The organism is Massilia sp. IC2-278, assembly GCF_020708045.1.
Taxonomy (GTDB): Bacteria; Pseudomonadota; Gammaproteobacteria; order Burkholderiales; family Burkholderiaceae_D; genus Telluria.
Genome location: NZ_JAJFES010000011.1, coordinates 95,890 through 122,800, shown reverse-complemented (window position 1 = coordinate 122,800; position 26,911 = coordinate 95,890). Strand labels below are relative to the sequence as shown.

Annotated in this window: 24 protein-coding genes; 4 read left to right on the top strand and 20 right to left on the bottom strand. The window is 65.5% G+C overall.

Annotation, left to right across the window (positions count from 1 at the left end; genetic code table 11):
• Positions 1-199: 199 nt before the first annotated feature.
• From LK540_RS18700 to clpS, 3 genes are all read right to left on the bottom strand, one after another.
• On the bottom strand, positions 200-3,553 hold the full coding sequence (locus LK540_RS18700) for a S41 family peptidase (RefSeq protein ID WP_229438819.1): 3,354 nt from the start codon (positions 3,551-3,553) through the stop codon (positions 200-202).
• A gap of 428 nt (positions 3,554-3,981) precedes the next feature.
• On the bottom strand, positions 3,982-6,282 hold the full coding sequence (gene clpA / locus LK540_RS18695) for an ATP-dependent Clp protease ATP-binding subunit ClpA (protein ID WP_229438818.1): 2,301 nt from the start codon (positions 6,280-6,282) through the stop codon (positions 3,982-3,984).
• Positions 6,279-6,581: an ATP-dependent Clp protease adapter ClpS gene (gene clpS, locus LK540_RS18690; protein WP_229438817.1), complete on the bottom strand. Its 303-nt coding sequence runs from the start codon at positions 6,579-6,581 to the stop codon at positions 6,279-6,281. Before clpS ends, clpA begins: the two co-directional genes overlap by 4 nt.
• A 332-nt stretch (positions 6,582-6,913) precedes the next feature.
• Here clpS and LK540_RS18685 point away from each other — a divergent pair, with 332 nt between their 5' ends.
• Positions 6,914-7,117, top strand: coding sequence for a cold-shock protein (locus LK540_RS18685; protein ID WP_020653506.1), 204 nt, complete (start codon positions 6,914-6,916; stop codon positions 7,115-7,117).
• 66 nt (positions 7,118-7,183) lie between these two features.
• On the opposite strand, the gene LK540_RS18680 is transcribed toward LK540_RS18685, so the two are convergent.
• Both LK540_RS18680 and icd read right to left on the bottom strand, forming a co-directional pair.
• Entirely contained in the window at positions 7,184-7,435 is a 252-nt protein-coding gene (locus LK540_RS18680) for a hypothetical protein (protein ID WP_229438816.1), read from the bottom strand.
• 58 nt (positions 7,436-7,493) lie between these two features.
• Positions 7,494-8,756: an NADP-dependent isocitrate dehydrogenase gene (gene icd, locus LK540_RS18675; RefSeq protein WP_229438815.1), complete on the bottom strand. Its 1,263-nt coding sequence runs from the start codon at positions 8,754-8,756 to the stop codon at positions 7,494-7,496.
• Between the two features lie 180 nt (positions 8,757-8,936).
• Between icd and LK540_RS18670 the strand changes: the two genes are divergently transcribed.
• Positions 8,937-9,503, top strand: a complete 567-nt coding sequence (locus LK540_RS18670) for a pseudouridine synthase (protein ID WP_229438814.1) — start codon at positions 8,937-8,939, stop codon at positions 9,501-9,503.
• A gap of 323 nt (positions 9,504-9,826) precedes the next feature.
• On the opposite strand, the gene LK540_RS18665 is transcribed toward LK540_RS18670, so the two are convergent.
• The gene (locus LK540_RS18665; RefSeq protein WP_229438813.1) at positions 9,827-12,058 is read right to left on the bottom strand and encodes an NADP-dependent isocitrate dehydrogenase; all 2,232 of its coding nucleotides are present in this window, start codon (positions 12,056-12,058) and stop codon (positions 9,827-9,829) included.
• A 369-nt stretch (positions 12,059-12,427) separates the two neighbouring features.
• On the opposite strand from LK540_RS18665, the gene LK540_RS18660 reads away from it, so the two are divergent.
• Positions 12,428-13,231, top strand: a complete 804-nt coding sequence (locus LK540_RS18660) for a DUF2243 domain-containing protein (protein ID WP_229438812.1) — start codon at positions 12,428-12,430, stop codon at positions 13,229-13,231.
• 287 nt (positions 13,232-13,518) lie between these two features.
• Here LK540_RS18660 and rpsT read toward each other — a convergent pair whose 3' ends face one another.
• Positions 13,519-13,785: a 30S ribosomal protein S20 gene (gene rpsT, locus LK540_RS18655; protein WP_056339242.1), complete on the bottom strand. Its 267-nt coding sequence runs from the start codon at positions 13,783-13,785 to the stop codon at positions 13,519-13,521.
• A 209-nt stretch (positions 13,786-13,994) separates the two neighbouring features.
• Between rpsT and murJ the strand changes: the two genes are divergently transcribed.
• Positions 13,995-15,545, top strand: a complete 1,551-nt coding sequence (murJ, locus tag LK540_RS18650) for a murein biosynthesis integral membrane protein MurJ (RefSeq protein WP_229438811.1) — start codon at positions 13,995-13,997, stop codon at positions 15,543-15,545.
• Between the two features lie 6 nt (positions 15,546-15,551).
• Here the strand turns inward: murJ and LK540_RS18645 are convergent, their stop codons facing one another.
• The 13 genes from LK540_RS18645 to LK540_RS18585 form a co-directional block, all read right to left on the bottom strand.
• A complete protein-coding gene (locus LK540_RS18645) occupies positions 15,552-16,313 on the bottom strand; it encodes a type II secretion system protein (protein WP_229438810.1) in 762 nt (253 codons plus the stop codon).
• Positions 16,307-16,693, bottom strand: coding sequence for a prepilin-type N-terminal cleavage/methylation domain-containing protein (locus tag LK540_RS18640; RefSeq protein ID WP_229438809.1), 387 nt, complete (start codon positions 16,691-16,693; stop codon positions 16,307-16,309). Before LK540_RS18640 ends, LK540_RS18645 begins: the two co-directional genes overlap by 7 nt.
• A 4-nt stretch (positions 16,694-16,697) precedes the next feature.
• Positions 16,698-17,162 carry a type II secretion system protein gene (locus LK540_RS18635; RefSeq protein WP_229438808.1) on the bottom strand — a complete coding sequence of 155 codons (465 nt, stop codon included), beginning with the start codon at positions 17,160-17,162 and terminating at the stop codon, positions 16,698-16,700.
• 98 nt (positions 17,163-17,260) lie between these two features.
• Positions 17,261-19,258, bottom strand: a complete 1,998-nt coding sequence (locus LK540_RS18630; RefSeq protein ID WP_229438807.1) for a secretin N-terminal domain-containing protein — start codon at positions 19,256-19,258, stop codon at positions 17,261-17,263.
• Complete coding sequence (locus tag LK540_RS18625; protein ID WP_229438806.1) at positions 19,258-19,782, bottom strand: hypothetical protein; 525 nt, start codon at positions 19,780-19,782, stop codon at positions 19,258-19,260. The genes LK540_RS18630 and LK540_RS18625 overlap by 1 nt, the downstream gene beginning before the upstream one ends.
• Positions 19,779-20,348 carry a hypothetical protein gene (locus LK540_RS18620; protein WP_229438805.1) on the bottom strand — a complete coding sequence of 190 codons (570 nt, stop codon included), beginning with the start codon at positions 20,346-20,348 and terminating at the stop codon, positions 19,779-19,781. Before LK540_RS18620 ends, LK540_RS18625 begins: the two co-directional genes overlap by 4 nt.
• Positions 20,345-20,902 carry a PilN domain-containing protein gene (locus tag LK540_RS18615; RefSeq protein WP_229438804.1) on the bottom strand — a complete coding sequence of 186 codons (558 nt, stop codon included), beginning with the start codon at positions 20,900-20,902 and terminating at the stop codon, positions 20,345-20,347. Before LK540_RS18615 ends, LK540_RS18620 begins: the two co-directional genes overlap by 4 nt.
• Positions 20,899-21,711, bottom strand: coding sequence for a hypothetical protein (locus LK540_RS18610; protein WP_229438803.1), 813 nt, complete (start codon positions 21,709-21,711; stop codon positions 20,899-20,901). Before LK540_RS18610 ends, LK540_RS18615 begins: the two co-directional genes overlap by 4 nt.
• A complete protein-coding gene (locus LK540_RS18605; protein WP_229438860.1) occupies positions 21,704-23,362 on the bottom strand; it encodes a GspE/PulE family protein in 1,659 nt (552 codons plus the stop codon). Before LK540_RS18605 ends, LK540_RS18610 begins: the two co-directional genes overlap by 8 nt.
• A gap of 35 nt (positions 23,363-23,397) precedes the next feature.
• Positions 23,398-24,585 (bottom strand): type II secretion system F family protein, encoded by a 1,188-nt coding sequence (locus LK540_RS18600; protein WP_229438802.1) that lies wholly within the window; start codon positions 24,583-24,585, stop codon positions 23,398-23,400.
• Between the two features lie 49 nt (positions 24,586-24,634).
• On the bottom strand, positions 24,635-25,075 hold the full coding sequence (gspG, locus tag LK540_RS18595) for a type II secretion system major pseudopilin GspG (protein ID WP_229438801.1): 441 nt from the start codon (positions 25,073-25,075) through the stop codon (positions 24,635-24,637).
• Positions 25,076-25,243: 168 nt separating this feature from the next.
• Complete coding sequence (locus LK540_RS18590; protein WP_229438800.1) at positions 25,244-26,266, bottom strand: hypothetical protein; 1,023 nt, start codon at positions 26,264-26,266, stop codon at positions 25,244-25,246.
• A gap of 54 nt (positions 26,267-26,320) precedes the next feature.
• Positions 26,321-26,755 (bottom strand): hypothetical protein, encoded by a 435-nt coding sequence (locus LK540_RS18585; RefSeq protein ID WP_229438799.1) that lies wholly within the window; start codon positions 26,753-26,755, stop codon positions 26,321-26,323.
• Positions 26,756-26,911: the final 156 nt, after the last annotated feature.

The following is a 26,911-nucleotide window of genomic DNA, read 5'->3' as shown; positions in this document are numbered from 1 at the left end:
GTGAAGGAATACTTGCAGTGTAGAAACTTAATGTGACAAGGATGTGAACGTCAGGGGGGATTTTGCCGATGATCGGGCGATGAGACAGCGTGGACACGGGTGTCCACCCTACAAGATCGGGGTCGTAGGGTGGACACCTGTGTCCACGCCGTCTCACGCTATGCAAACCTGCGGCGCCACCGGGACGCCGCTGATCACGTCACTGCCGCTTCAACGCCGGAATCGCCGCCGGCTTCCACGGCTTGACCGGCTGCTCCTGCATCTTCTTCTGCAGCAGCTCGATCGCCACTTCCAGCTGACGGTCGCGCCCTTCGAAAGTCTCGTGCGGCAAATTGTCGACCTCGACGTCCGGCGCCACGCCCACGCCTTCGATCAGCCATTCGCCATCTGTCGAGAACTGCCCGAACTCGGCCACGCGCGCCATGCCGTTGTCCGACAGGCCGTTGCCGTCGCTCAGCCACACGCCGGCGCCGGCGGTGCGCTTGCCGACCAGCGGCCCGAGCTTCAGCGCCTTGACGCCGGCGGCAAAGGTCTCGCCATCCGAATACGTCAGCTCATCGACCAACACCACCAGGTGCCCGCGGAAGGTGTTCTGCATGTTCGACTGCGGCTGCTTGCCGTTCGAAGCCCAGAAGGCCCAGGAGCGGCGCAGCAGCTTCTCGATGATCCAGCTGTCGATGTTGCCGCCGTTGTTGCGGCGGACGTCGATGATCAGGCCTTCCTTGTTGATGTTGGCGTAGAAGTCGCGCGCAAAGGCGTTGATGTCGCGCGCCACCATTGCGCGCAGGTGCAGGTAGCCGATCTTGCCTTTCGAGGCGGTATCGGCCTGTTTGGCCCTGCCCTGCTCCCAGTCGGCGTAGCGCAGGCTGGCGTGCTTCGTCATCGATACCGGCGTGACGATGGTCTGGCGCGGCTTGCCGCCCGGGCTCTTCACCTGCAGCAGCACCTGCTTGTCGGCCTGGTCCAGCAGCAAATCGGCGATGTCGCGCGCGTCCGCCAGGGACTTGCCGTTCACGGCCAGGATGATGTCGCCTTCCTTGACGTCGACGTCCGGCATCGAGAGCGGCCCGGCTTCGGACGGCAGTTCCGGCTCGCTGCGGTAGACGCGGTCGACGCGGTAGCCCTCATTGGTGCGGGTCAGCACCGCGCCCAGGCTGGACGGCGTGCCCTCGGCGGCGGCGCGGCGCACGTCGCCCGGACGGATCTGCGAGTGAAGCGCACCGACTTCGCCGACCATCATGCCGAGCACGTCGTCGAGTTCTGCGCGGTCGGTCACGCGCTCGACCAGCGGCGCATAGCGCTTGCGCACGGCGTTCCAGTCGATGCCGCGCATGTTGGCGTCGTACAGGAAGTCGCGGTGCATGCGCCAGGCATCGTTGAACATCTGCACCCACTCCATGCGCGGGTTCGAGCTCACCGCCCAGTCGTCGACCTTGATCTTGGCCTTGGTGAGGTCGGCCGGGGCCTTGGCGCCGGTGTCGACGATCAGCATGTCGCCCGGCGTGCCCTTGGCGAAGGTGCGGTAGAAGACGTGCTTGCGGTCCGTGGTCAAACCGAACTCGCGCACGTTGGCGACAAAGGTTTCCAGCTTCGGCGTGCTGCGCGAAATTTCCACGGTCTTCAGCGTGCCCTTGCCGCCTTCTTCGGCGTCGAGCAGGTACAGGCGCTTGTCGTCGACGGCGAGTGCGCTGTAGTTGCCCGATTCGACAGGCACCTCGTACAGGCGCTCGCGCAGGCCGGCATACACGATGGCCGGGGTCGGCGCCTTCGGTTTATCGGCCGCTGCCGTCTTGGCCGTTGCGGCCACCGCTGCTGCCACTGCTGCGCTCTTGTCGGCGTCGCGGTCGTCCGGCGACTTGATCGCTTCGCGCGCGGCGGCTTCCGGCGATTTTTCTTCCGGCTTGGTCAGCTCGTCTTCCGGCTTGAACGGGAAGCGGCTGCCCGGCTGCAAGGCCAGCGCATACACGCCGACGCGCTTGTCGAACACCGGCCCCATGTTGCGGTCGCCCCAGGGCGAGGCGTTGCCGAGGTTGAAGTTACGGGCCGAGAGGAAGTACAGCCATTTGCCGTCCGGCGAGAACACCGGCGAATTCGATTCGTAGCGGTCGGTCGTCACGAAGGCGATCTGCTTCGTGGCCAGGTTGAACATGCCGATCTGGTTGCGCTGCTCGCTGCTGCCTGCGCGGACAAACGCCAGGTTGCGGCTGTCGGGCGACCATACCACCTGGTCCGGGCGGTCGATGCCGGCCTGGCCGGCGTCGTCGATGATGACGTTGGTTTTCTTGTCGAGATCCAGCAGCCAGGTGCGGCCCTTCTTGTCGGTGTGGGCCAGCCATTTGCCGTCCGGCGAAGGATACAGGGCGGCGCGGTGCGAGGCGCCGTCGCGGGTCAGGCGCTCGCCGCTGCCGGAACCGTCGGCAGCGAAGCGCCAGATCTCGTTTTCGCCGCTGGTGTCGGCAAAGGCGTAGACCCACTTGTCGTCATGGCTGAAGACCGCACTGCGGGCACGGGCGCCGTCCGGCACCGCGATCTCGACGCGGCGGTGCTTGCCGGTGCCGGCAATCGTCACGCGGCCGCGCGCGGTGATCACGATGCGCTCGGCCTTGCTGGCCGGTTCGATGCTGGTCAGCGCTTCCAGTGGCGACTTCACGCGGCGCATGCGCTGCTGGTCGAAGTCCGACAGCAGGCTGGCGTTCAGGCGGGTGTCCTGGCCGCTGGCGATGTCGAACACGTGCAAATCGGCGCCCAGCTGGTAGGCGATGCGGCCGTCGCCGAGCGAGGCGCTGCGCACGTCCCATTCCTTGTGATGCGTGAGCTGGCGCCGGTCGGAGCCGTCCGGGTTCGCGGACCACAGGTTGTCGGCGCCGCCGGCATCGCTGATGAAGTACAAGCGGCCCTGCCAGAGCATGGCGCGGCGGTTGTTGGCCGGGTCGCCCTTGAACAGCTGCTGGGCTTCGCCTTTTGAACCCAACTCGTAGCGCCACAATTGGGCCGTGGCGCCGCCGCGGTAAGACTTGACGTTATCGTTGGTCATGGCCAGGCCCATGCGCGTGAACCAGACGGTCTTGCCGTCATCGCTCAGGGTGGCATCGTTGGCGTCGGCCAGCGGCAGCACGCGCCGCGCGAGTTTTACCGGGTCGAGTGCGGCGACCACGCGGTGCTTCGACGGGCCGACCGAGTTCTCGGTGCTGACCAGGACCTCGCCTTGCCTGGTCCAGCCAAGGACGGTGACGCCGCCGTTTTCGAAGGTAATGCGCTTGGGCAGCCCGCCCTCGATCGGCATCACGTAGGCTTCCTGCGCGCCTTCATACGATGCCGCAAAGGCGACGAACTTGCCATCGTGCGAGATGGCGGCGTGGGTTTCTGCGGATGGATGGGTGGTCAGGCGCGTCGCCTTGCCGCCATTCGTGGTGGTGCGCCAGAGGTCGCCTTCGGCGGTGAAGACCACCGTGTCGCCGCGTACGGCAGGGAAACGGAAATACGGATCGGCGGCGGCGGCCTGGCTGCCGACGAGCGCCAGGGACAGCGCAAGGATGGTGCGGGACAGGTTCATGCGAGTGGTGGCAAGTTGGCAAAAGAAAATGAGTTTGCCATATGGAATGCATGAGGTGGCGTGCATACATGCAAAAAAACCTGACCGTGTGTGTCGAGTTGCGGTCATGCGAAGTCGCGGACGCAATCGTAGGGTGGGCACTCCGTGCCCACGCGGTTACGTGCGCGTCTGGCATTGTTGGCTGCAGATTCGCTCCGCGGCGTCGGCCATGATTGTTGGCGCTAACGAGACGCTTTTGGATGCTTAGTCGGAATGCATCATTTGCGTCGCCCCGATGCGTCAACCATGCGCATCGTTCCGCGTGGGCACGGGGTGCCCACCCTACGGGGAACGTAGCCAGATATGTGAAGTTCTCGATTACTCAGGCATAAAAAAACCGCGCACAAGGCGCGGTTCTTTGTGAAGCGATCGAGCTCAGTTCATCCCAATCATTCGATCTCGACCGTCTCGGCCGGTGCCGGTGGCGGCAGTGCGTCGCCTTCCGGGAACTCGAGGACCACATCGTCCTTCTCGTTCAGGTCCACCGTCACGCGACCGCCGTTGACCAGGCGGCCGAACAGCAGCTCGTCGGCCAGCGCCTTGCGGATCATGTCCTGGATCAGGCGCGACATCGGACGCGCACCCATCTGCGGATCGAAGCCCTTGGCGCCGAGGAACTTGCGCAGTTTCTCGGTGAAGATGGCTTCCACCTTCTTCTCGTGCAGCTGCTCTTCCAGCTGCATCAGGAACTTGTCCACGACGCGCAGGATGATGTCTTCGTCGAGCGCGCGGAAGCTGATGATCGAATCCAGGCGATTACGGAACTCCGGCGTGAACATGCGCTTGATGTCGGCCATCTCGTCGCCGGTCGCACGCGCATCCACGAAGCCGACCGAACGCTTGGTCAGGCTCTCGGCGCCCGCGTTCGTGGTCATGATGATGATCACGTTGCGGAAGTCGGCCTTGCGTCCGTTGTTGTCGGTCAGCGTGCCGTGGTCCATCACCTGCAGCAGGATGTTGAAAATGTCCGGATGGGCTTTTTCAATCTCGTCCAGCAGCAGCACCGCGTGCGGCTTCTTGGTGATGGCTTCGGTCAGCAAACCACCCTGGTCGAAGCCGACGTAGCCCGGCGGCGCACCGATCAGGCGCGACACCGCGTGGCGCTCCATGTACTCCGACATGTCGAAGCGGATCAGCTCAATGCCGAGGATAAAGGCCAACTGCTTGGCCACCTCGGTCTTGCCGACGCCGGTCGGACCGGAGAACAGGAAGGAACCGATCGGCTTGTCCTGCTTGCCCAGGCCCGCACGCGCCATCTTGATGGCCGCCGACAGGGCTTCGATGGCCGGGTCCTGGCCGAAGACGACGTTGCGCAAATCGCGGTCGATCGTTTGCAGCTTGCTGCGGTCGTCCTGGTTGACGGTCTGCGGGGGAATCCGCGCGATCTTCGCGATGATTTCCTCGATCTCGGTCTTGCCGATGGTCTTCTTCTGCTTCGACTTCGGCAGGATGCGCTGGGCCGCGCCCGCTTCATCGATGACGTCGATCGCCTTGTCCGGCAGGTGACGGTCGTTGATGAAGCGCGCCGCCAGTTCCGCCGCGGTCGACAACGCCGACGACGAATACTTCACGCCGTGGTGCTCTTCGAAGCGCGACTTCAGGCCACGCAGGATCTGCACGGTCTGCTCGACCGACGGCTCGTTCACATCCACCTTCTGGAAGCGGCGGGAGAGTGCATGATCCTTCTCGAACACGCCGCGGAATTCCGTGAACGTGGTCGCGCCGATGCATTTCAGCTGGCCATTGGCCAGGGCCGGTTTCAGCAGGTTCGATGCGTCGAGCGTGCCGCCCGAGGCCGAGCCGGCGCCGATGATCGTGTGGATCTCGTCGATGAACAGGATGCCGTTCGGGGTGTCCTTCAGTTGCTTCAGGACGGCCTTCAGGCGCTGTTCGAAATCGCCGCGGTACTTGGTGCCGGCCAGCAGCGCGCCCATGTCGAGCGAGAACACGACGGCGTTCTGCAGGATTTCAGGCACGTCTTCCTGGACGATGCGCCATGCCAGGCCTTCCGCGATCGCGGTCTTGCCGACACCGGCTTCGCCGACCAGCAGCGGATTGTTCTTGCGGCGGCGGCACAGGATTTGAATGACGCGGTCGACTTCTTCCTCGCGCCCGATCAGCGGATCGATCTTGCCGTCGGCAGCCGACTTGTTCAGGTTCTGGGTGAACTGGTCGAGCGGGCTTTCCTTCGTTGCGCCTTCGACCTGCGCCTCTTCCACGCCTTCCGACGCCTTCTGGCTGTCGATCTGCTGGTCCTTGCGCACGCCGTGCGAAATGAAGTTCACCACGTCGAGACGGGTGACGCCCTGCTGGTGCAGGTAGTAAACAGCATGCGAGTCTTTCTCGCCGAAGATCGCCACCAGCACGTTCGCGCCAGTGACTTCCTTCTTGCCGTTCGACGCCGACTGCACGTGCATGATCGCGCGCTGGATCACACGCTGGAAGCCGAGCGTCGGCTGGGTGTCGACCTCGCCCGTGCCGGGCACGGTCGGGGTGTTGTCACCGATGAAATTGGTCAGGGTCTTGCGCAGGTCATCGATGTTGACCGCGCATGCACGCAGGACTTCAGCGGCCGAGGGATTGTCGAGGAGCGCAAGCAGCAGGTGCTCCACGGTAATGAACTCGTGCCGTGCCTGTCGAGCTTCGACAAAGGCCATGTGTAGGGATACTTCAAGTTCCTGCGCAATCATACTTCCTCCATCACGCACTGCAGGGGGTGACCCGCCTTGCGCGCATGCGTTAAGACAAACTCCACTTTGGTACACGCTATATCTTTGGAAAACACGCCACACACGCCTTTACCATGGCGGTGCACGGAAAGCATGATCTGCGTCGCCGTCTCGCGATCCTTGTTGAAGTACTCCTGAATGATGGCCACCACGAATTCCATCGGCGTGTAGTCGTCATTCAGCAACGCCACCTGATACAGGGGCGGTGGTTTAATCGTCTGCCGCTCCAGCAGCTGTTCGGTATCGTGCTTCGTTGCCATGGGCGTATTCTAATGCTTTCAAGGATGATGCCAAGCGTAAAGATCAGACGCAGCGATCAGATCACTTCGACTTGCCTTCATCTTACTTGTTTTCCGTTGAAAGCGCAGATGGCGTTCCGATTGCAGAAATCAAGAGGGGGCGATGCAGGTCGTGTGAAGAATTTAGCAACAGTTGCTTTAAAGGGCTTGACTTACAACTTTAGTGCATCAACAATGCAAACATTGACATGTACTTATGTACTTGTTGATAAGAAGTGAGCAGGCTGAGGAGGGGGCAAGAAGCTTCTTGCTTTTATGGCTCGTGTGATTTGTTTTTATTTGAAAGTTCTTTTATGGCAACTGGTACTGTTAAGTGGTTCAATGATTCCAAAGGCTTTGGCTTCATCACTCCAGATGACGGCGGCGAGGATCTGTTTGCACACTTCTCCGCGATCAATATGAACGGTTTTAAGACCCTCAAAGAAGGTCAGAAAGTCCAATTCGAAGTCACGCAAGGCCCTAAAGGCAAGCAAGCTTCCAACATCCAGGGCATGTAATCGGCCCTGGCGGAAAGCCACTGCGAAGAACCCCGCTCCGGCGGGGTTTTTTTTCGCCTGCTTTTCTTACTCGCCGTGCAGCGCCTGGAACAGGCGCCAGGCTTCCTCGAGGGCAGCCGTTAACTGGTCGCCTTCGAGACGCCGGCCACCCCGGCCGACGATCTCCTCGAATAGCTGCAGCATGCGCCCTGCCCGGGCCGCCTGTTCGGGATGCGTGGCGTCAAGCGCCAGTTCCTTCAGTCGTTCTTCATCCAGGCCGGCGCGATGCAAGCCATATATCATGCGCCCGATTTGTTCGTATTCCTTCTCGCCGTCCACTGCATTCCTTTCTATCGCCAGGAATTAATACCCGCGGCGAATACAGGCGGCGAGCGCATCATGCCGATTGCATCTGCTCGATCATGACGTCGCCGAATCCGGAACACGATACCTGGGTCGCGTTTTCCATCAGGCGCGCGAAATCGTAGGTCACGCGTTTCGACTGAATGGCCTTTTCCATAGCCGCGATGATCAGGCCGGCCGCCTCGACCCAGCCCATATGGCGCAGCATCATTTCGGCCGACAGGATCAGGGAACCGGGATTCACATAATCCTTGCCCGCGTATTTCGGCGCGGTGCCGTGGGTGGCTTCGAACATCGCCACTGAATCCGACATATTCGCGCCCGGCGCAATGCCGATGCCGCCGACCTGGGCCGCCAGCGCATCCGAGATATAGTCACCGTTCAAATTCAGGGTGGCGATCACGCTGTATTCGGCCGGGCGCAGCAGGATCTGCTGCAGGAAGGCGTCGGCGATCGAATCCTTGACCATGATGTCGCGTCCGGTCTTTGGATTTTTGAACTTGCACCATGGGCCGCCATCGATCAACTCGGCGCCGAATTCCTTTTGCGCCAGCGCATAGGCCCAATCGCGGAAGCCACCTTCGGTGTACTTCATGATGTTGCCCTTGTGGACGATCGTCACCGAGGGCTTGTCGTTGTCGATCGCGTACTGGATCGCCTTGCGCACCAGGCGCTCGGTGCCTTCGCGCGAGACCGGCTTGATGCCCAGGCCCGAGGTTTCCGGGAAGCGGATCTTTTTCACGCCCATCTCGTTCGTCAGGAAGGCGATCAGTTTCTGCACGCCTTCCGACCCTGCCGCCCATTCGATGCCGGCGTAGATGTCTTCGGAGTTTTCGCGGAAGATCACCATGTCGGTCTTTTCCGGCTGCTTCAGCGGCGATGGCACGCCGGCGAAATACCGCACCGGGCGCAGGCAGACGTACAAATCGAGTTCCTGGCGCAGGGCCACGTTCAGCGAACGGATGCCGCCGCCGACCGGCGTGGTCAGCGGACCCTTGATCGAGACCACGTACTCCTTCAGCACCGCCAATGTTTCCTCGGGCAGCCAGACGTCCGGACCGTACACGCTCGTCGCCTTTTCGCCGGCAAAGATTTCCATCCAGCTGATCTGGCGCGCACCGCCATAGGCCTTGGCCACCGCCGCATCGACCACCTTGCGCATCACCGGGGTGATGTCGGCGCCGGTGCCGTCGCCCTCGATGTAGGGGATGACCGGGTTGTCTGGTACAGTCAGCGAAAAATCGGCGTTGACGGTGATTTTCTGGCCGTCGGCGGGTACGTGGATATGTTGGTACATCGTGTTCTCCGAAATGGTCGCGTGGCAGGGTAACAGCTCGCTGCTTCTGGCGCTGCAGGCATGGTCTGGGATTACATTACAATGCCGGCTTGGTCCTCTATAAGAGATGGCGTCTTGCATTATGCACCAGTCTTGTGCGGCGCGCCACGCTCGGCAGTCCGAACCCTTTTCAGCTTCTCCATGCCCCTGATTCTCTTCAATAAACCCTTCCAGGTCCTGTGCCAGTTCAGCCCGCAGGAAGGCAGGCAATCGCTGGCCGATTACCTCGACATTCCCAACATCTACCCGGCCGGCCGCCTGGACGCCGACAGCGAAGGCCTGATGCTGCTCACCGACGACGGCAAGCTGCAGCACAAGATCGCCCACCCCGACCACAAGGAAGCCAAGACCTACCTGGTGCAGGTGGATGGCGTGCCCGATGCCGATGCGCTGGCACGGCTGCAAGCGCCGCTCGACCTGGGCGACTTCGTCACGAAACCCTGCCGCGCGGTGCGCATTGCAGAGCCGGAATGGCTGTGGCCGCGCAACCCGCCGATCCGGTCGCGCGCGGACAAGCCGACGGGGTGGATTGCGATCACGCTGGAGGAAGGCAAGAACCGGCAGGTGCGGAGGATGACGGCGGCGGTGGGCTTGCCGACCTTGAGATTGGTGCGCAGCAGTATCGGGCCGTTTTCGCTGGCGACGCATCCGCTGATGCCGGGCGAATATATCGAGGTGCCGGTCGCCGCTTTAAAGCCGGGACGTTGAACGCGTCGTTGGCATGCCGACGACGCTGTTTATATCGAAATATTGAACACGTAGGGTGGGCACTCCGTGCCCACGCGGAAGGCGATGCAGCGTTAGCCGGATGAGAACCCGACAAGCCGCAGGCCGCCGGCGGCATCCGGGATGCTCCGCGAACGCTGGCAACGACCGCGCACGTTATTTCCGCGCCTTTAGGCTAACATGGCGCATACGTCCGCGTGGGCACGGAGTGCCCACCCTACAAAAAACAAAACCCGCCAGATCAAGCTGATCTGGCGGGTTTTTATTTCACTTCATTGCGCGGCAGGGCCGCGCCACGACTTCAATCAAGCAACCGTTTCCAGCGCCGCATTGAAGGTCGCGCTCGGACGCATCACGGCCGTCACCTTGGCTTCGTCGAGCTTGTAGTAGCCGCCGATATCGGCCGGCTTGCCCTGCACTTCCAGCAGCTCGGCAACGATCTTCGACTCGTTCTCGGCCAGGCTCTTGGCCAGCGGCGCGAACTGGGCTGCCAGCTCGGCATCTTCGGTCTGCGCGGCCAGTTCCTGGGCCCAGTACAGCGACAGGTAGAACTGGCTGCCGCGGTTGTCGAGCTCGCCGGTCTTCGGCGAAGGCGACTTGCGGTTGTCGAGCAGCTTGCCGGTGGCCGAATCGAGGGTCTTGGCCAGCACCTTGGCTTTCGCGTTGCCGGTCTTGATGCCCAGGTCTTCCAGCGACACCGCCAGGGCCAGGAACTCGCCCAGCGAATCCCAGCGCAGGTGGTTTTCTTCGGTCAGCTGCTGCACGTGCTTCGGAGCCGAACCGCCGGCGCCGGTTTCGTACATGCCGCCGCCGGCCATCAGCGGGACGATCGACAGCATTTTGGCCGAGGTGCCCAGTTCCATGATCGGGAACAGGTCGGTCAGGTAGTCGCGCAGGATGTTGCCGGTCACCGAGATGGTGTCCAGGCCGCGCTTGACGCGCTCCAGGGTGTAACGCATGGCGCGCACTTGCGACATGATCTGGATGTCCAGGCCGGTGGTGTCGTGATCCTTCAGGTAGGTCTTGACCTTCTTGATCAGTTCATTCTCGTGCGGACGGTACGGGTCGAGCCAGAACACGGCTGGCATGCCCGAGTTGCGTGCGCGGGTAACCGCCAGCTTGACCCAGTCGCGGATCGGCGCGTCCTTCACCTGGCACATGCGCCAGATGTCGCCCTGCTCGACGTTCTGGCTCATCAGCACTTCGCCGGTGGCGAGGTCGGTGATGTTGGCCACGCCGTCTTCGGCGATCTCGAAGGTCTTGTCGTGCGAGCCGTATTCCTCGGCTTGCTGGGCCATCAGGCCGACGTTCGGGACGGTGCCCATGGTCTTCGGATCGAAGGCGCCGTGCCATTTGCAGAAGTTGATGATCTCCTGGTAGATACGGGCGAAGGTCGATTCAGGGATGACGGCCTTGACTTCCTTCAGGCGGCCGTTGGCGTCGTACATCTTGCCGCCGGCGCGGATCATCGCAGGCATCGAGGCGTCGACGATCACGTCGTTCGGCGAGTGGAAGTTGGTGATGCCCTTGGCCGAGTCAACCATGGCCAGCGCCGGACGGTGTTCCTGGCAGGCGTGCAGGTCGCGTTCGATTTCTTCGCGCTGCGAGGCCGGCAGGTCGGCGATCTTGTTGTACAGATCGGCCATGCCGTTGTTGACGTTGATGCCCAGGCTGTCGAACAGCGCGCCGTGCTTGGCGAACGCGTCCTTGTAGAACATGCGCACGGCGTGGCCGAAGACGATCGGGTGCGAGACCTTCATCATCGTGGCTTTCACGTGCAGCGAGAACAGGACGCCGGTTTCCTTCGCGTCTTCGATCTGCTGTTCGTAGAATTCGAGCAGGGCCTTGCGGCTCATGAACATCGAGTCGATGATCTCGCCATCCTGCAGCGCGACTTTTGGTTTGAGCACCACGGTCTGGCCGCTCTTGGTGATCAGTTCCATCTTGACTTCACGCGCGCCATTCACCGTCATCGACTTTTCGCCGTGGTAGAAGTCGCCGTGGGTCATGTGCGAGACGTGGGTGCGCGAAGCTTGCGACCATGGCTGCATCGAGTGCGGGTTCTTGCGTGCGTATTCTTTCACGGCGCGCGGGGCGCGGCGGTCCGAGTTACCTTCGCGCAGGACCGGGTTCACAGCGGAGCCGACGCACTTGCCGTACTTGGCCTTGATGGCTTTCTCTTCGTCGGTCTTCGGATCGGCCGGGTAGTCGGGGATGTTGTAGCCCTTGCCCTGCAGTTCCTTGATCGCGGCCGTCAGCTGGCCCACCGATGCGGAGATGTTCGGCAGCTTGATGATGTTCGCGTCCGGTTCCAGGGTCTTCTTGCCCAGCTCGGCCAGCACGTCAGGGACGCGTTGCTCAGGGGTCAGGGCTTCCGGGAATTGGGCCAGGATACGGGCGGCGACCGAGATATCGGCCTGCTCGACGCGGATACCCGCAGCCTTGGTGAAGGTGCTGACGACAGGCAGGAAGGCGTGGGTCGCCAGCAGCGGCGCCTCGTCGGTCAGGGTGTAGATGATGGTCGGATCACTGCTCATGCACTATTTCCTCGGTTCTCGCGACGGTATCGCGAATGTCTAACTAATAAATAAGGCCTGTCTGCGCCCGCTGTCGGGCGGCACGCCATCCACGCGCCGATACTACTCCGCTTGGCGCACGATGGACAGCGCGCGATGGACGATACGTCCGGGCCTGCCCCGCTGCTCGGCTCTCCTGGAGCACTGCGTCAACTCTTCTATAAGACATAAGACGCGCGTTTCACATTATGCACCAGTATTTTACTAGACGCTATAGCTTTAGCATCCCAACAGCCCTCCTCCCCGCACCGCCTGCCGGGCGCTCGGCAGTGCGCGAACGCGTTAGCATGTGCCCAGGTTTTCCCTCCCCACCATTTGCCAGGAGTTGCCATGAGCGTACGCCAGTCCGATGCCTTCGCCATTCCCGCGCTGCGCTCGCTCGGCTGGGCCGGCTTCCTGCTGGGCTTTGGTCTGGGCGGCTTCTTCGACGGCATCCTGCTGCACCAAATTTTGCAGTGGCACCATTTGCTGTCGCTGGTCACGCGCCCGCCCTTCCAGGACATCCGGCTGCAGATCATGGCGGATGGCTTCTTCCACTTGCTGATGTACGTGATTGCGTTTGCCGGACTGTGGAAATTGTGGAAAGGACGGCACAGCCTGTCCGCGCCTGGCGGCGACCGGCTGCTGCTTGCCAAGGCCCTGATCGGGTTTGGGGCCTGGCATATGCTCGATGGAGTGCTGTCGCACTGGGTGCTGGGCATCCACCGGATTCGGCTCGACAGCGAAAACGTGCTGTTCTGGGACTTGCTGTGGTTCTTCGTGTTCGGGGTGGCAGTCGCGGCGCTGGGCTGGTGGCTGGGGCGCGACCGGAATGGCGGCGCGCTCGGCGGTAAGGCCGGCGCGGCGATGCTGGTGGCGGCGGTGCTGGTCGGCGGGCCGATGGCGGCGCTGCCGCCGCCGAACGTGAATACGGTGATGGTGTTCTTCAAGCCGGGCACGACGCCGGCGCAGGTGTTCGCGGGGATCGACGCGGTGGACGGGCGGATCTTGTGGTCGGCGCCGTCGGGGGACGTGTGGGCGCTCGATGTGCGGGACAAGAGCAGGACCGGCCAGCTCTACCGGCATGGGGCCTGGGTGGTGAGCAATTCGGCGTGGGTGGCCGGGTGTTTGGCGTGGACCTCGGCACGAAATTAACCGATGTTGGCTGGGGTGTTGACGTTGTAGGGTGGGGTCATTGATGCCGGGGGCATCAATGACGTGCCCACGTGGTCGCACTCATGCACACCACACAGTTTCGCAGAGCTACGCGATACTTTGCCTCGAATCGACCGGTCAGACAGCGTGGACACAGGTGTCCACCCTACGACAACCCAACATCAAACCCGACAGCACAAAGCGGAAAAACCCGCCGGACATGCATCGGGCGGGTCTTTCTTCCACTGTACTGCCAGCGCGGCGTGTGCCGCGCGCCAACCGGTCTATTAGGCCGACAGGGCTTTCAGGGCAGCAGCCAGGCGGCTCTTGTGGCGAGCGGCCTTGTTCTTGTGGATGATCTTCTTGTCGGCGATGCTGTCGATGGTCGACACGGACGACTGGAAGATGCTGGTTGCAGCGGCCTTGTCGCCAGCCTGGATGGCTTTGCGGACGGCCTTGATTGCGGTACGCAGGGTCGAGCGCTGGGCGCTGTTGTGTGCGTTTTGCTTAACTGCTTGACGAGCGCGCTTGCGTGCTTGTGCGGTATTTGCCATGGAATTTCCTAAATCGGGGTCAAGTTGCGTTTGCAAACATTAGCGAGTCAAACTGGCCCATTCCAGTGCCTGCCAAACATAAGTGTCTGCTAACAGAATTCAGTACAGCCCACGATTATAGCGAAGGAATCCCCTCCTAGCAATTCATTATTCACAAAAGCCACTGAAGCAGGGCCGCGCCGGGTGTTGCACAGTTATAATCTCGGCCCATGAATCTGCTCAAGACCCTCGCCGCCATCTCCAGCATGACCATGGTGTCGCGCATCACCGGACTGTTGCGCGAAAGCCTGTTCGCCGCCGCCTTCGGTGCCTCGAATTTCACCGACGCCTTCAACATCGCGTTCCGCCTGCCGAACCTGCTGCGGCGCCTGTTCGCCGAGGGCGCGTTCTCCCAGGCCTTCGTGCCCATCCTCACCGAATACAAGACGAAACACGGCCAGGAAGCGACCAAGACCCTGGTCGACCACGTCGCCACCGTGCTGATCTGGGCGACCGTGCTGACCAGTATCGTCGGCATCATCGCCGCCCCGGTCCTGATCCTCTGGATCGGCGGCGGGCTGCAGCGCGAGCCGGCTGCCTTCGACGCGGCGGTGGTCATGACGCGCATGATGTTCCCCTACATCGCCTGCATGGCCTTCGTTGCCATGGCCAGCGGCGTGCTGAACACCTGGCGCCAGTTCAAGATTCCGGCCTTTACGCCGGTGCTGCTGAACCTCTCCTTCATCTTTGCCGCCGTCGTGCTGTCCGATTATTTCGAGCAGCCGATCTATGCGATGGCGGTCGGCGTGTGCATCGGCGGCGTGCTGCAGGTGGCGCTCCAGCTGCCGCCGCTGATCAAGCTCGGCATGCTGCCGCGCCTGTCGATCAATCCCCTAACCGGCCTGCGCGACGCCGGCGTGCGCCGCATGCTCGGCAAGATGGGGCCGGCCGTGTTCGCCGTGGCCGCGGCCCAGATCAGCCTGCTGATCAACACCACGATTGCCGCCAGCCTGGCCGCCGGCGCCGTCACCGCGCTGCAGTACGCCGACCGCCTGATGGAACTCCCGACCGCCCTGCTCGGCGTGGCCCTGGGCACCATCTTGCTGCCGGGCCTGGCCAAGGCGAATACCGAAGGCGACACCCAGGAATACTCCTCGCTGCTCGACTGGGGCCTGCGCCTGACCTTCCTGCTGTCGATCCCGGCAGCTGTCGGTCTCGCCACCATGGCCACGCCGATGATCTCGACCCTGTTCCACTACGGCGCGTTTGACGCCGCCGACGTGGATGCCTCCTCGTTGCCGCTGATGGCTTACAGCGCCGGCCTGCTCGGCTTCATCCTGGTCAAGACCCTGGCGCCGGCCTTTTTCGCGCGCCAGGAAGTGCGCACGCCGGTGTACATCGCGGTCGGCACACTGGTCGCGACCCAGCTGATGAACCTGGTCTTCGTGCCGCTGCTGGGCGTGGCCGGACTGGCGCTGTCGATCGGCGTCGCCGCCTGCCTGAACGCCGCCCTGCTCTTCCGCGGCCTGCGCAAGCGCGGTATCTACGTGCCGCTGCCGGGCTGGGGTGCTTTCTTCGTCAAACTGGTGGTGGCGGTGTCGGTGATGGGGGCCGTGGCCTGGTTCAGCCAGGTCCAGTTCGACTGGATCGCGCTGCGCGCCCATCCGCTGCTGCGCGCAGGCGCCCTGCTCGGCATCATCGCCCTGTGTGGGATCACCTACTTCGGCGTGCTGGGTGTGCTGGGCTTTCGTCCGCGCGACTTCAAGCGCCGCGCCAAGTAAGCACAGCTAGCCTGTCTGGCGGCCGTCGCTCGGCGGCGGCTCGGGCGGCGGCGGCTCCGGCGTTTCAGCCGGCTCCGGCGACGTTTCGGATGCTTCCGGCGGCGCCTCCGGTTCTTCAGGCGCCGGCGGCTCAGCCTCGGGCTCGGGCTGTGGCTGGGCCGGCGGCCCGGATGGCGGGGCGGATGGCGCAGGCGGCGCAGGCTGGGCGCCCGGGGCCGGGAACAGTGACGCCGGCGCACCGGGCGTGCTTGGCGTGCCCGGTGGCGCGATGTTGTTCGGCGCCGTCACGCTCACGCCCTGCCCGGTCGCCGTGAACTTCCATTCCGACAGGTGTTCCTTGTTTTCGAAGTTCAGGAAGCGCGCGTCGAAATTCGCCAGCTTCAGCGGCTGCGCCTGCGACAGGCTGTACACCGCCAGCACGCCCACCTTGTCGCCCTGGTACACGATGCCCCACTCGTCCTTGCCCGTGACCGGGTCGACGAAGATTTTCCGCAAGTGCCGCCGCGTGCCGGGAAAGCGCGGGTCCTTCAGTAAATCCTGCAGGGTCGGCGGCGCGGTCGGGTAACCGCGCGGCGTGGCGGCGGCGTAGCTGCGCAGGGCCTCGCTAAATTCGGCGCCGATCTCGAGCAAATCCTGTTCGGCGGCGGCGCGGCGCAGCAGCGTATCGACCTTCAGGGTCGCGGCGCCGACCAGGCCCAGCATGGCGACAAAAAACACCATGCCGACGTAGGTAAAGCCGGCCTCGTTCGATGAGGGCCGCGCTACCATTCGGCGTAGGGGCGGCCGTCGCGGCCATTGCCGGGCGCGCCGCTGCGGATGTCATACACGGCGCCCTGCTCGCCGTCGGCCTCGGGCGCCACGATCACCCAGGTACTCTCGCTCTCGGTGACCGGATCGACCGGCACCCGCGCCAGGTATTTTTTCTCGACCAGTTGTTCCAGCGAATCCGGATAGCGGCCGGTGTCGGCGTGATACTGGTCGATCACGGCGCGCGTGTTGCGCAGGTTGTCGAGCAGGATGGTTTCTTTCGTCTTGTCGACGCTCGGGAAGAAGCGCGGCACGGCCAGCGTCAGCAGCAAGGCAATGATGCCGAGCACGACCAGCAGTTCGATCAGGGTGAAGCCGCGCTTGCGATTCGGGATGCTCATGGTCTCACCAGCGCCTGTAGGGAATGCCGTTCAGGCCGGTCTTGCCCGAAGTCGAATACACGTCGTAGACGTCGTCGCCCTCCTTCGGCTCCTCGGCTTCGCTGGCGTAGCTGCGCTTGCCCCAGGTGTCGGCATCGGCCAGTTCCGGGTCGGGGTTGAAAGGGTCGCGCGGCAGGCGGCGCAGGAAGTAGATCTTGGCCTGCTTCGGGCTGCGCAGATCGGTCACGCCTTCGACCAGCAGCTCCAGTTTCGCCGGGTAACCCGTGGCGCCGGCGTTCTTCTTGACGCGGCCTTCGTCGCTGGCGCGTTTATACGCGTCGATGGCGGAGCGGACCTCGCGCAGGGACTGGCGCAGCTGGGCTTCGTTACGGCGCTGGATGACGGTCTGGCCGACCGGGATCACCAGCGTGGCGAGCAGGGCCAGGATGGTGAGGGTGACCAGGAGTTCGATCAGGGTGAAGCCGCGCATGACGCGTCGGTCGCATCGATATGGGCGTGGGTTGGACGCGTGGAGTAATCCAGTCCGGGGGACTGGATTACAAAAGCCGTCCACCCTACGGGTCTGCATCATTGGTTCGGGATCGGGGTCGCGACCGGCGCGGGGATCGGCGTTACCTGCGGCGTCGCGGCAGGCGGCGTGGTGCCGATCGGTTGCGACAGCGGGATGCCGGTGACCGGCGGCGGCACGCCTGGCGCGGTGGCGGGCTGGCCGAGCGGCGGCGCGGTCGGCTGGCTGTTCGCCGGCTGCGCGGGCGGCGGCAGCGCGCGCGTGCCGGGAACAGGCGCCACGGCCGGCAGGCGCAGCGCCGTATCCGGACGGCGGCGGAAGCTGGCCTCGGTGCCGGCGCCGAATTCGGACGCCCCGGCCGGCGGGCGCTGGATGGTGCGCACCAGGTGCGGCGTGATCGATAGCACGATCTCGGTCTTGTCGTTCGAGTCGCGCGTGCTGCCGAACAGGCGCCCCAGCACCGGCAAACTGCCGACGCCCGGCACCTTGCTGCCGCTGGTGCGGTCTTCGCTGCTGATCAGCCCCGCCAGCACTTGGTTCTCGCCATCCTTCAACTGCAGCATGGTCTGGGCCGAACGGGTGCCGATGCGGTAGGCCACCGAGCCGTCGTTGGTCGTCATCGAGTCGATCAGGTTGCTCACTTCGAGCGAGATGCGGATGCCGACTTCGTTGTTCAGGTAGATGGTCGGCTCGACGTTCAGGGTCAGGCCGACGTCGACATAGGTGATCGACTGGGAAGCGAAGCCGCCCACGCCGGTCGAGACCGTGGTGGTGATGTTCGGCACCCGGTCGCCGATCACGACCTTGGCCTTTTCCTTGTTGCGTACGCGGATGCGCGGGTTGGCCAGGGTGTTCGAATCGGTGTCGGTCTTGTTGGCGTTCAGGGTGGCGCCGATGCCGGTAACGCCGATGCTGTCGCTGTTCAGGCCACGCAATTCGTTGATCGTGATCGGTGCGCCTTGCGCCGCGATCAGCGGCGTGAAGCCCAGGCTCTGCGGCCAGGCCAGGCCCAGGTCCATCAGGCGGCTGCGCTTGATTTCCAGGACCTCGACGTCGAGCATGACTTCCGGCTCGGGCACATCCTGCAGGGCCACCAGCTGGGTGGCCAGCTTGATCGCTTCCGGGCTGTCGCGCAGGATCACCAGGTTCAGCTTTTCGTCGATCACCACGTCGCGCGACTTCAGGATGGTCTTGAAGGTGTTGGCGATGGTCTTGGCTTCGGCGTTCGCCAGGTAGAAGGTTTTCACCGTCATCTCCTGGTATTCCTTGAGCTTCACGGCCACGTTCGGGTAGACCAGGATGGTATTGCCGTCCATGACCTGACGCTCGAGCTGGTTGGTCACCAGCAGGAAGTGCACGGCCGCCTCCACCGTGCTGTTCTTCAGGAAGATCGAGGTGCGCTGGTCGGAACGCACGTCCTTGTCGAACACGAAGTTCAGGCCCGAGTGGCGCGCGATGATCTCGAAGACCTGGCGCAGCGGCGCGTCGCGGAACTCCAGGCTGATGGGCTTCCTGAAGGCGGCGGATAGCGTGGCCTCGGAGGTCGGCACCGCCGCTGCCTCGTTCACGTCGTTGAGCATCACGCGCGCGCGCTCGTGCAGCGGGCGTTCGGTGAGAATGGCCGACAGCTTCTGGCGCGCGGCCTCATAGTCCTTCTTCTCCACGTCAAGCGTGGCGGCCTCGATCAGCGCGCTGTGGCGCGCATCGGCTTCCAGCTGGCGCATGCCGGCGCGGCCACGCTCGTTGGCCGGGTCGATCTCGAGCACGCGTGCAAAGGCGCTGCGCGCTTCCTCGGCGCGGCCGGCGGCCAAATCGCGCTCGGCGCCGTCGATCAGGCGCACGGTGGCGCCGTCGCGCGCGCGCAGGTAAGCGGCGCGGTACAGCGGGTTGCCGGGGTCGGCGGCCACCGCCTCGCGGTATTTCGCCAAGCCGGCGCCCACCTCTTCCCGGGCGACCAGCGCATTGCCCTCCTGGTAGGCGCGCTGGGCCGCGCAGCCCGCGAGCAGCGTGCACGCCAGGCCCACGGCGGCGACGGAACGGATGCGGGAACGAACCATTAGTCGAATGCTCCAATATTGAGCTGCTGAACCTGGTTCAGCGGCAGGTAAGTCAGGGTCATCAGCGGCGGCGCGATACGCTCGACGCGCCAGGCGCCATCGAGCGTGCCGCCTTCGAATGCGATGTGGGTGCGCTCGCCGCTCGCCAGGTAGACCTCCCACCGGCCCTCTTCCAGCGACTTGCCGATGAAGGTGAAGGGCAGCGGCGGCGCCATCGGCGGCGGTGGCGGACCGGCTTGTGCCGGGGGCGGCGGCGGCGGCGGCGGCGTCCAGTCCTGGCTGCCGAACAGGTCGTCGCCGCTGGCGGACAAATCGCCGATCAGGTCCGCGCGCGGCTGCAGGCGCAGGATGGTGGCCGATGCGGCCAATGCCGCCGATGTGCGCTGCGCGGCTGGGGCGCGTGCCGGCTGCGCCGGGCGCTCGACCGCCTCGGCCACGTCTTCCTGCGGCGTCGTGTCGCCAAACGCGGCCAGGCCCGCGGCAATCGCCAGCGCCACGCCCATCAGGATGTGACGCGGCTTCATCGCTGCACCTCCGGCGCATCCGCCATGTAGAGCGTCAGGCGCAGGCGCGCATCCACCTGGGCCTGGCCGATGCTGTCGCGCTTGAAGCTGATGTCGTCCAGCGAGGCAAACGGAATCGCGCGCAAGGCCAGCAGCGCGAAGCGCCACACCTGGCCATAGCTGCCCTGCACCGGCAGGTTGATCTGGTAGGTGTGCAGCTTGCCGTTGCGGTCGTAGCCGCTCTTGTACTCGCCCTGGCGCAGGGTCAGGCCGGTTTTGGCGGCGATGTCGAACAGGGTCCTGACCTGCCGCTCGGCGACGCGTTTCTCGCCCAGCGAGGCGTAGAACAGGGCCAGGTTGGCGTCGGCACTGGCGACCGGCTCGGCGCGCGGCGCGGGCGGCGGGGCGGCGGCGGCGCGGCGCGCCAGTTCGCGTTCCGCTTCGAGCGCTTCGCGCGCCGGCACCAGCCAGGCCAGCGCCGCGATGCCGCTCGCACCCAGCAGCAGCGCCGCCAGCAGCACCGGGCTGGTGGCGCGCAGGGCCAGGCGCAGGCGCAGCGCCAGCGAAGATACCTCCAGCCGCTTCATGGCGTACCCCACTGGGCATCGATCTGGAAGCGGATCGGCCGGTTCGGGTCCTGCTCGCCGATCTCGTGGCGCACCAGGGTGACGGCGCCGAACCATTTCTGCGTTTGCAGTTTTTCCACGTAAGCGATCATGTCGTCGCTGCCGCGCGCTTCGGCCGTGATGCGCAGCACGCGCTTGCGCGCATCGGGTTCCAGCGCCAGCAGCGCCACCGTGGCCGGCGTGGCCTCGCGCACGGCGTCGTGCAGCGCGCGCCAGGGCAGGTTCAACTGCATCACGGCGGCATTCACGGCCGTGGCCTGCTGCTCGCTGACGGGCGTATTCGTTTTCCCGGTGCGCTGGACCACCGGCTGCACCGGCGGCGCGCCGGCACGTGCGCGCAGGGCCGCCTGCAGCGCGTCGACTTCCTCGCGCGCCTCGCGGTAATCGAGCACATGCACCAGCGCCACGCCGCACACGACCAGTGCGGCCAGCAGCGGCCCCCACACGCCGGGCGGCGCCAGGAACAAGGCGCGGCGCAGGCCCGGCCGGGCGAAATCGAGACGCACGCGCTTCATGCCGGGCTCCCGGTACGGGCCAGGCGCACGGCGGCCGGCTGGCCGCTGCTGCCCTCGTCGTCGAGCAGGGTACAGCCGAACTTGAGGCGGCCCTCGTGGCTAGCCCAGCTGCGCGGTGCCGGCCCGCACACCTGTACCCGCTCGGGCCGCCCCACGCCCACCCGCAGCGCCTCGCGCGCCACATGGCTTTCCAGCCACTCGCGGTCGGCGCCGGGCGGCACCACGGCCGTGCGCAGCGCGGCCAGGGCGCGGCCGTCGTAGGCGGCCAGGGTCAGGACCTGCCCATGCACCAGGCCGAACCAGGCGCCGGGGCGGTGCTGGCGGCGCCAGGCGTTCATGGCGGCGACGAACTGCGGCACGATCTCGACCAGGTGGCAGCGCGCCTCGCGCGCCGCTTCCTCGAGCCCCTCGACCAGCGCCAGCGGCAGCGCGGCGGCCAGGAAGGGCCGCGTGGCCTGCCAGTCGGCGGCGATCTTCCAGCCGCCCGGCGGCGCGCCGAACAGGGCCTGGTAGCGCATGCTTGCAGCCGCCTCCAGGTCGGCCGGCCGGGCCGCGTTCGGCGGCGGCGCGACCTGCCACATGCGTACCAACTCGTCGGCCAGCACCACGCTCAGCGGCCAGCCGGCGACCTGCGCCCCGGCCAGCAGCGCGCGCAGCCCTTGCCGCAGCGATGCCGAATCGTGCGCATCGGCCAGGCGCGCCTCGGCCAGCACCGTCGCGCCGCGCCCGAACACGCGGCCGACGCGGACCAGGGCCAGGCTGTCGTGGCCCAGCCCCAGGCGCAGCGATTGTCCGGGCAGTCTAGGCATGCTGGGTCACCCGCTTGATTTCGTCGAGCGTGGTGGCGCCGCGCCGCACCAGGTCGAGCGCGGCCATGCGCAGGCTGCGCGTGCCGTTGGCGTGGGCGGCGGCCTTGATGCGCCGGATCGGCTGCTTGTCGACGATCAGCTCGCGGATCTCGTCGTTCAGGGTCAGGATCTCGGCGATCGAGCGGCGGCCCTTGTAGCCGGTGCCGCGGCAGTCGCCGCAGCCCTTGCCGCGCATGAACAGGTAGTCTTCGGCGGCCTCGCGCTCCAGGCGCGCCGCTACCAGCTCGTGGTCGGTGGGCGTGTAGCGCACCGCGCAGTGGGGGCAATTCATGCGCACCAGGCGCTGGGCCCAGATGCCGTTCAGGGCCGAGACAAAAGCGTAGGGGTCGATGCCCATGTGGGTGAAGCGCCCGAACACGTCGAACACGTTGTTGGCGTGGACCGTCGTCAGCACCAGGTGGCCGGTGAGCGCCGACTGCACTGCGATCTCGGCGGTCTCGCGGTCGCGGATCTCGCCGACCATGATCTTGTCGGGGTCGTGGCGCAGGATCGAGCGCAGGCCCTTCGCGAACGTGAGCCCCTTCTTCTCGTTCACCGGAATCTGCAGGATGCCGGGCAGCTGGTACTCGACCGGGTCTTCGATGGTGATGATCTTTTCGCGGCCATTGTGGATTTCGGTGAGCGCCGCGTACAGGGTCGTGGTCTTGCCCGAGCCGGTGGGCCCGGTCACCAGCAGCATGCCGTAGGCTTCCTGGGCCAGCATGCGCAGCGTGGCCAGCGAGGGCGCGTCGAAGCCCAGGGCTTCCAGCGTCAGCGCGCCATAGGCCTCGATCATGGCGCGCTTGTCCAGGATACGGATGACCGCGTCTTCGCCGTGGATGCTGGGCATGATCGAGACGCGCAAATCGATCTCGCGCCCGCCGGATTCGACGCGAAAGCTCCCGTCCTGCGGGATGCGGCGCTCGGCGATGTCGAGTTCGGCCAGCACTTTCAAACGCGAGATGATGTGCTCGGCCAGCTCGATGCCGCCGACCGAGGCCGCATGATCGAGCACGCCGTCCACGCGGTACTTCACCGCGATGCCGCTGGCCGTGCTTTCCAGGTGAATGTCGGAGGCGCCGGCCTTCAGGGCGTCGTAGAGCGTGGAATTGACCAGCTTGACGGCCGGGCTGCCGGCTTCCGATACCGAGGCGAACGACAGCACGGCGGCGGTCTTGCCGTCGCGCCGGGCATCGCCGCCGCTGGGCACGAGGGTATCGACCGCGCGCGCCGAGGCCTCCTGGCGCGACAAATAGGCCTGGATGTCGGACTGCAGCGCCAGGCGCAGGTGCAGCGGGGCGCGCGGCGTGGCGCCGGCCATGCTTGACAGCCAGGTCTGCTGGTCGAGGTCGAAGGGATCGGCGATCACGCCGGTGACCTGGCCGCCCGCGCCGCGCAGCAGCACGCAGTGGCGCGCCATGGCCTGGGCCAGCGGCAGCAAATCGAAGGCCGGCTCCTGGATCAGCATCTCGGCCGTTTCCATCACCGTCAAGCCGAAGGGTTCGGCCAGCGCCACCACCAGCTGGCGCGGTTCGAGGCCGCTGATGACTTCGAGCTCGGCCACGGGCGTACGGTGGGATAGGCGGCTTTGCGAGCGCGCACGCGCCAGCATGGCTGCATCGAGGGAGACCGCCGTACCGGACGCACTCACGACATATCCCCTGCGAGATCGAAGATCGGCATGTAGAGCAGCACCACGATGGCGCCCACCACCAGGCCGATGGCGGCCATCAGGAGCGGCTCGAAGGTGCGGGTAAAACGGTCGATCCAGCGGCTGATCTCGCCGTCGTAGAAAGCCGCGGATTGGGTGAGCATCGGACCCATGTCGCCGGTGCGTTCGCCCACGCGCAGCATGCGCAGCGAGATCGGCGTGGTCAGACCATGGGCCTCGAAGGCGTCCGACAGCGGGCGGCCCGATTCGATGGCCGCGCGCGCCTGCGCCAGCTGCTGGCGCAGCGTCGGCGAGACCATCGACTGCACGGTCTCGATGGCGTTGACGATGGTGATGCCGCCCTCGCTCAGCATGCCGAGCGTGAGATACAGGCGCGAGAGTTCGTAGATGCGGGCGCGCTCGCCGATGCCGGGCAGGCGCGCCAGCAGGCGCGTAATGCCGCCGCTCCTGAGCAGGCGGCGCGCACCCGCGATGGCCAGCGCCAGCAGCGCCAGCGCGCACAGCAGGATCGGCACGCCGTGGCTGGATGCGAACTGGCCCCATTCGAGCAGCAGCTGCGACATCCATGGCAGGTTGCGCCCGGCGCCCTGGTACACCTCGGCGAAGCGCGGCACCACGTAGCCGATCAAAAAGGCGCTGACGCCGCCGCCCACGCACAGCAGGATCACCGGGTAGATCGAGGCGCTGACGATCTTCGCGCGCACGGTGTCGATGCGCTGCTGGTAGTCGATGTAGCGCGCCAGCGCGCGCGGCAAGTCGCTGGTGCCTTCGGCGGCGCGCACGATGCCGACGTACAGCGGCGGGAACAGCGCCGGCTGGGCGGCGAGCACGCTGGAAAAGCGCTTGCCTTCGCGCAGGCCGGCGAGCAGGCGTTCGAGCACCACGCGCGCGGCCGGATTGGCTTCCTTTTCCAGCAGCGCTTCCAGGCCTTCGACAATGCCCAGGCCTGCATTCAGCAGCGCCAGCAGCTCCTGGCTGAACAGGACGATGGACAGCTTGCCGCCACGCGCGCGCCGCAGGCCGCCGCCGCCAGCCGGCTCGACCGCGCTGACGTGCAGGCCGCGCATTTCAACCTGGCGGCGCGCGTCGGCTTCGTCGAGCGCGTCGACGACGACGCTGGCGATCGACAGGTCGGGCGCGAGGGTGCGTACTGCAAACTGCATGAAGACCTGCCCGGGTGAGTGAGGTAGGAAAACGCGGGGCGGCGAACGCTCAGAGCGAGGAGATGTCGGCGTTGTCGCCGCTGCCGCCTGGCTGGCCGTCCTTGCCGAACGAGACAATCTCGTATTCTCCCTTGGCGCCGGGCGAACGGTATTGATATGGATGGCCCCACGGGTCTTGCGGCACGCCCTTCTTCAGGTAGGGACCGTTCCATTTGGCGCCGGCGCTGGCCGGGGCGGTCATCAGCGCGGCCAGGCCTTCCTCGCCGCTCGGGTAGCGGCCGACGTCGAGGCGGTAGGTGTCGAGCGACTTTTCGAAGGCGTCGATCTGGGCCTTGGCGATGGTCACTTCCGACTTGCCGAGCTGGGAAAAGTATTTCGGGCCGACGTAGGCCGCGAGCAGGCCGATGATCACGATCACCACCAGCAATTCGAGCAGGGTAAAGCCCGCTACGCGCTTGCGGCGGGTTCCAGCGAAGCTTGCTTCCGACATCCAGAACACTCCTGATTTGGCCCGGCGGCCGTACCTGTCCAGACTACCATGGCGCTATCTGCCAAGCAATTAAAAAGCGCACCCGGCAGGCGCCACGCGTGCGACTTTTTTTGCGTTCCTGTCACACGCCTGACACTTGCCTCAGGCAGGCAAGCCGGAGAGAAAAACTCAGGCGGCCGCTGCCGGACTCCAGCCGGGCGAATGCGCCTGCCCGAGCAGCGCGCATACCAGTTCGCCCAGGTCCGCGCCCAGGTGTTCGGACGCTGCCGCGGCGCCACCGTCGGCCGCGTTCGCCGCCAGCACGAAACGGCGGAAAGATGCCCAGTCCTTGCCCAGGTAAGCGACCAGGATGCGCGCCAGGTCGTACGAGAGCAGGTTGCCGTCGTCGATGCGCTGGAACGACCACCCCGACCAGAATTCCTGGATCTCGGCCGCGCCCCAGAATGCGCAATGCTTGTCGTGCATGTCACGGGCACTGAAGAGCGCTGGCTGCACCCCGGTCAGGCGCTGCTCGGTGTTCACGGCCAGGCCCTCGTTCAGCCAGAGCGGAATCGGCAGGTGGGCAAGGCAGCCGTGCGTCATTTCGTGGGCGATGACGGGCTCGATCGCACCCAGGTCGCGCCGCACCGTGACGAAGTGGCCGCAACCGCCATCGATGTACATGCCGCCGCTGCTTGCGAATTCGCCGCCGTCCGGATAGGCGTGCGAGACATAGCGGTAATAACTGTCCTCGTCGTCGAACACGACCAGGATGTCCTTGCCCTCGGGCGTCACCCGGGCGATGCCGTCGAGCGTGCGGACGACGCGCTTGCGCGTGCGTTCCATGAAGGCCAGTGTGGCATGGGCTACATGCTCTTCCACGGCGGCCAGCAACAGGCAGTTGTCGGACTCCAGCAGCCGGAAGCCGGCGCCGAGCGCGTCGCGCAGATGCAGCAGCCAGGCGCGCTCGAGCGCACGCCAGGCCGGGGCCTGTTCCTCCTGCGCGAGCGCATCGGCCCAGCGGCCGGCCGCCGCCCAATCCATGATGGGGTAGCCCTGCTGCAGCCGCCAGTGCGCGGCGATGCGAAACGCGGGTGCGGCGCCGCTCGCCACCTCGGAGGGCGCGGCCACGGCGTGCACGGCCGGCGCCTGTTCCCGTGCCGCAGCGGGGCCGGCGCTCGCCCCGAACAGCTTGCGGATGAGAGTCAGCATGCGGCCTGGCACGGCGCCACGGCAGGTCCGGGCATGGGGAAGGCGGCCAAGCGCTTACTGCGCGGACACGGCGTCGATCAGCTGGCAGGCGCCTGCGCGGCAGGCCGCCGCCGGCGGCGCGATGGCGCGGCAGTCGGACACCATGCCTGAACGCGAATTGCCCGCCTGCTGCTCGCTGCGGTAGCGGTCGGCCAGGGCCTGCAGGTCCGCGCCGGAGGTGGCGGCGCTCGACCAGGCCAGGTAGCTGGCCGGGCCGCCGCAGGGACGTGCGCCCACGGGCAGGACCTGGCATTGTTGGTCGGAGGTGCAGGCGGCCTTGCCGATGAGTCCGGTGATCTGCGCCAGCGTGTTGGTGGACGCCGGTGCGGAAGCGGCCGGCTGGGCAGTCTGCGGCGTGACCGGAGACGCGGCCGGAGACACGGCTGGCGCGTCGGCCCGGGTCGTGCAGGCCGCGCAGGCCAGCAATAAAAGAAGAACAAGTTTTCGCATCAGCTCATCATACGCTTGTCGCATGCGTGGTCAAGCCTGTCGGTGTGCCGGGCGCGAAGCACTACGGCGTGCCTGCCCTTCTCATTCTGCCCCACAGCGGATGTGGCATGAAAGCGACGCAGCGTCATGGGAGATACTCTGGTGCATCTATTATTT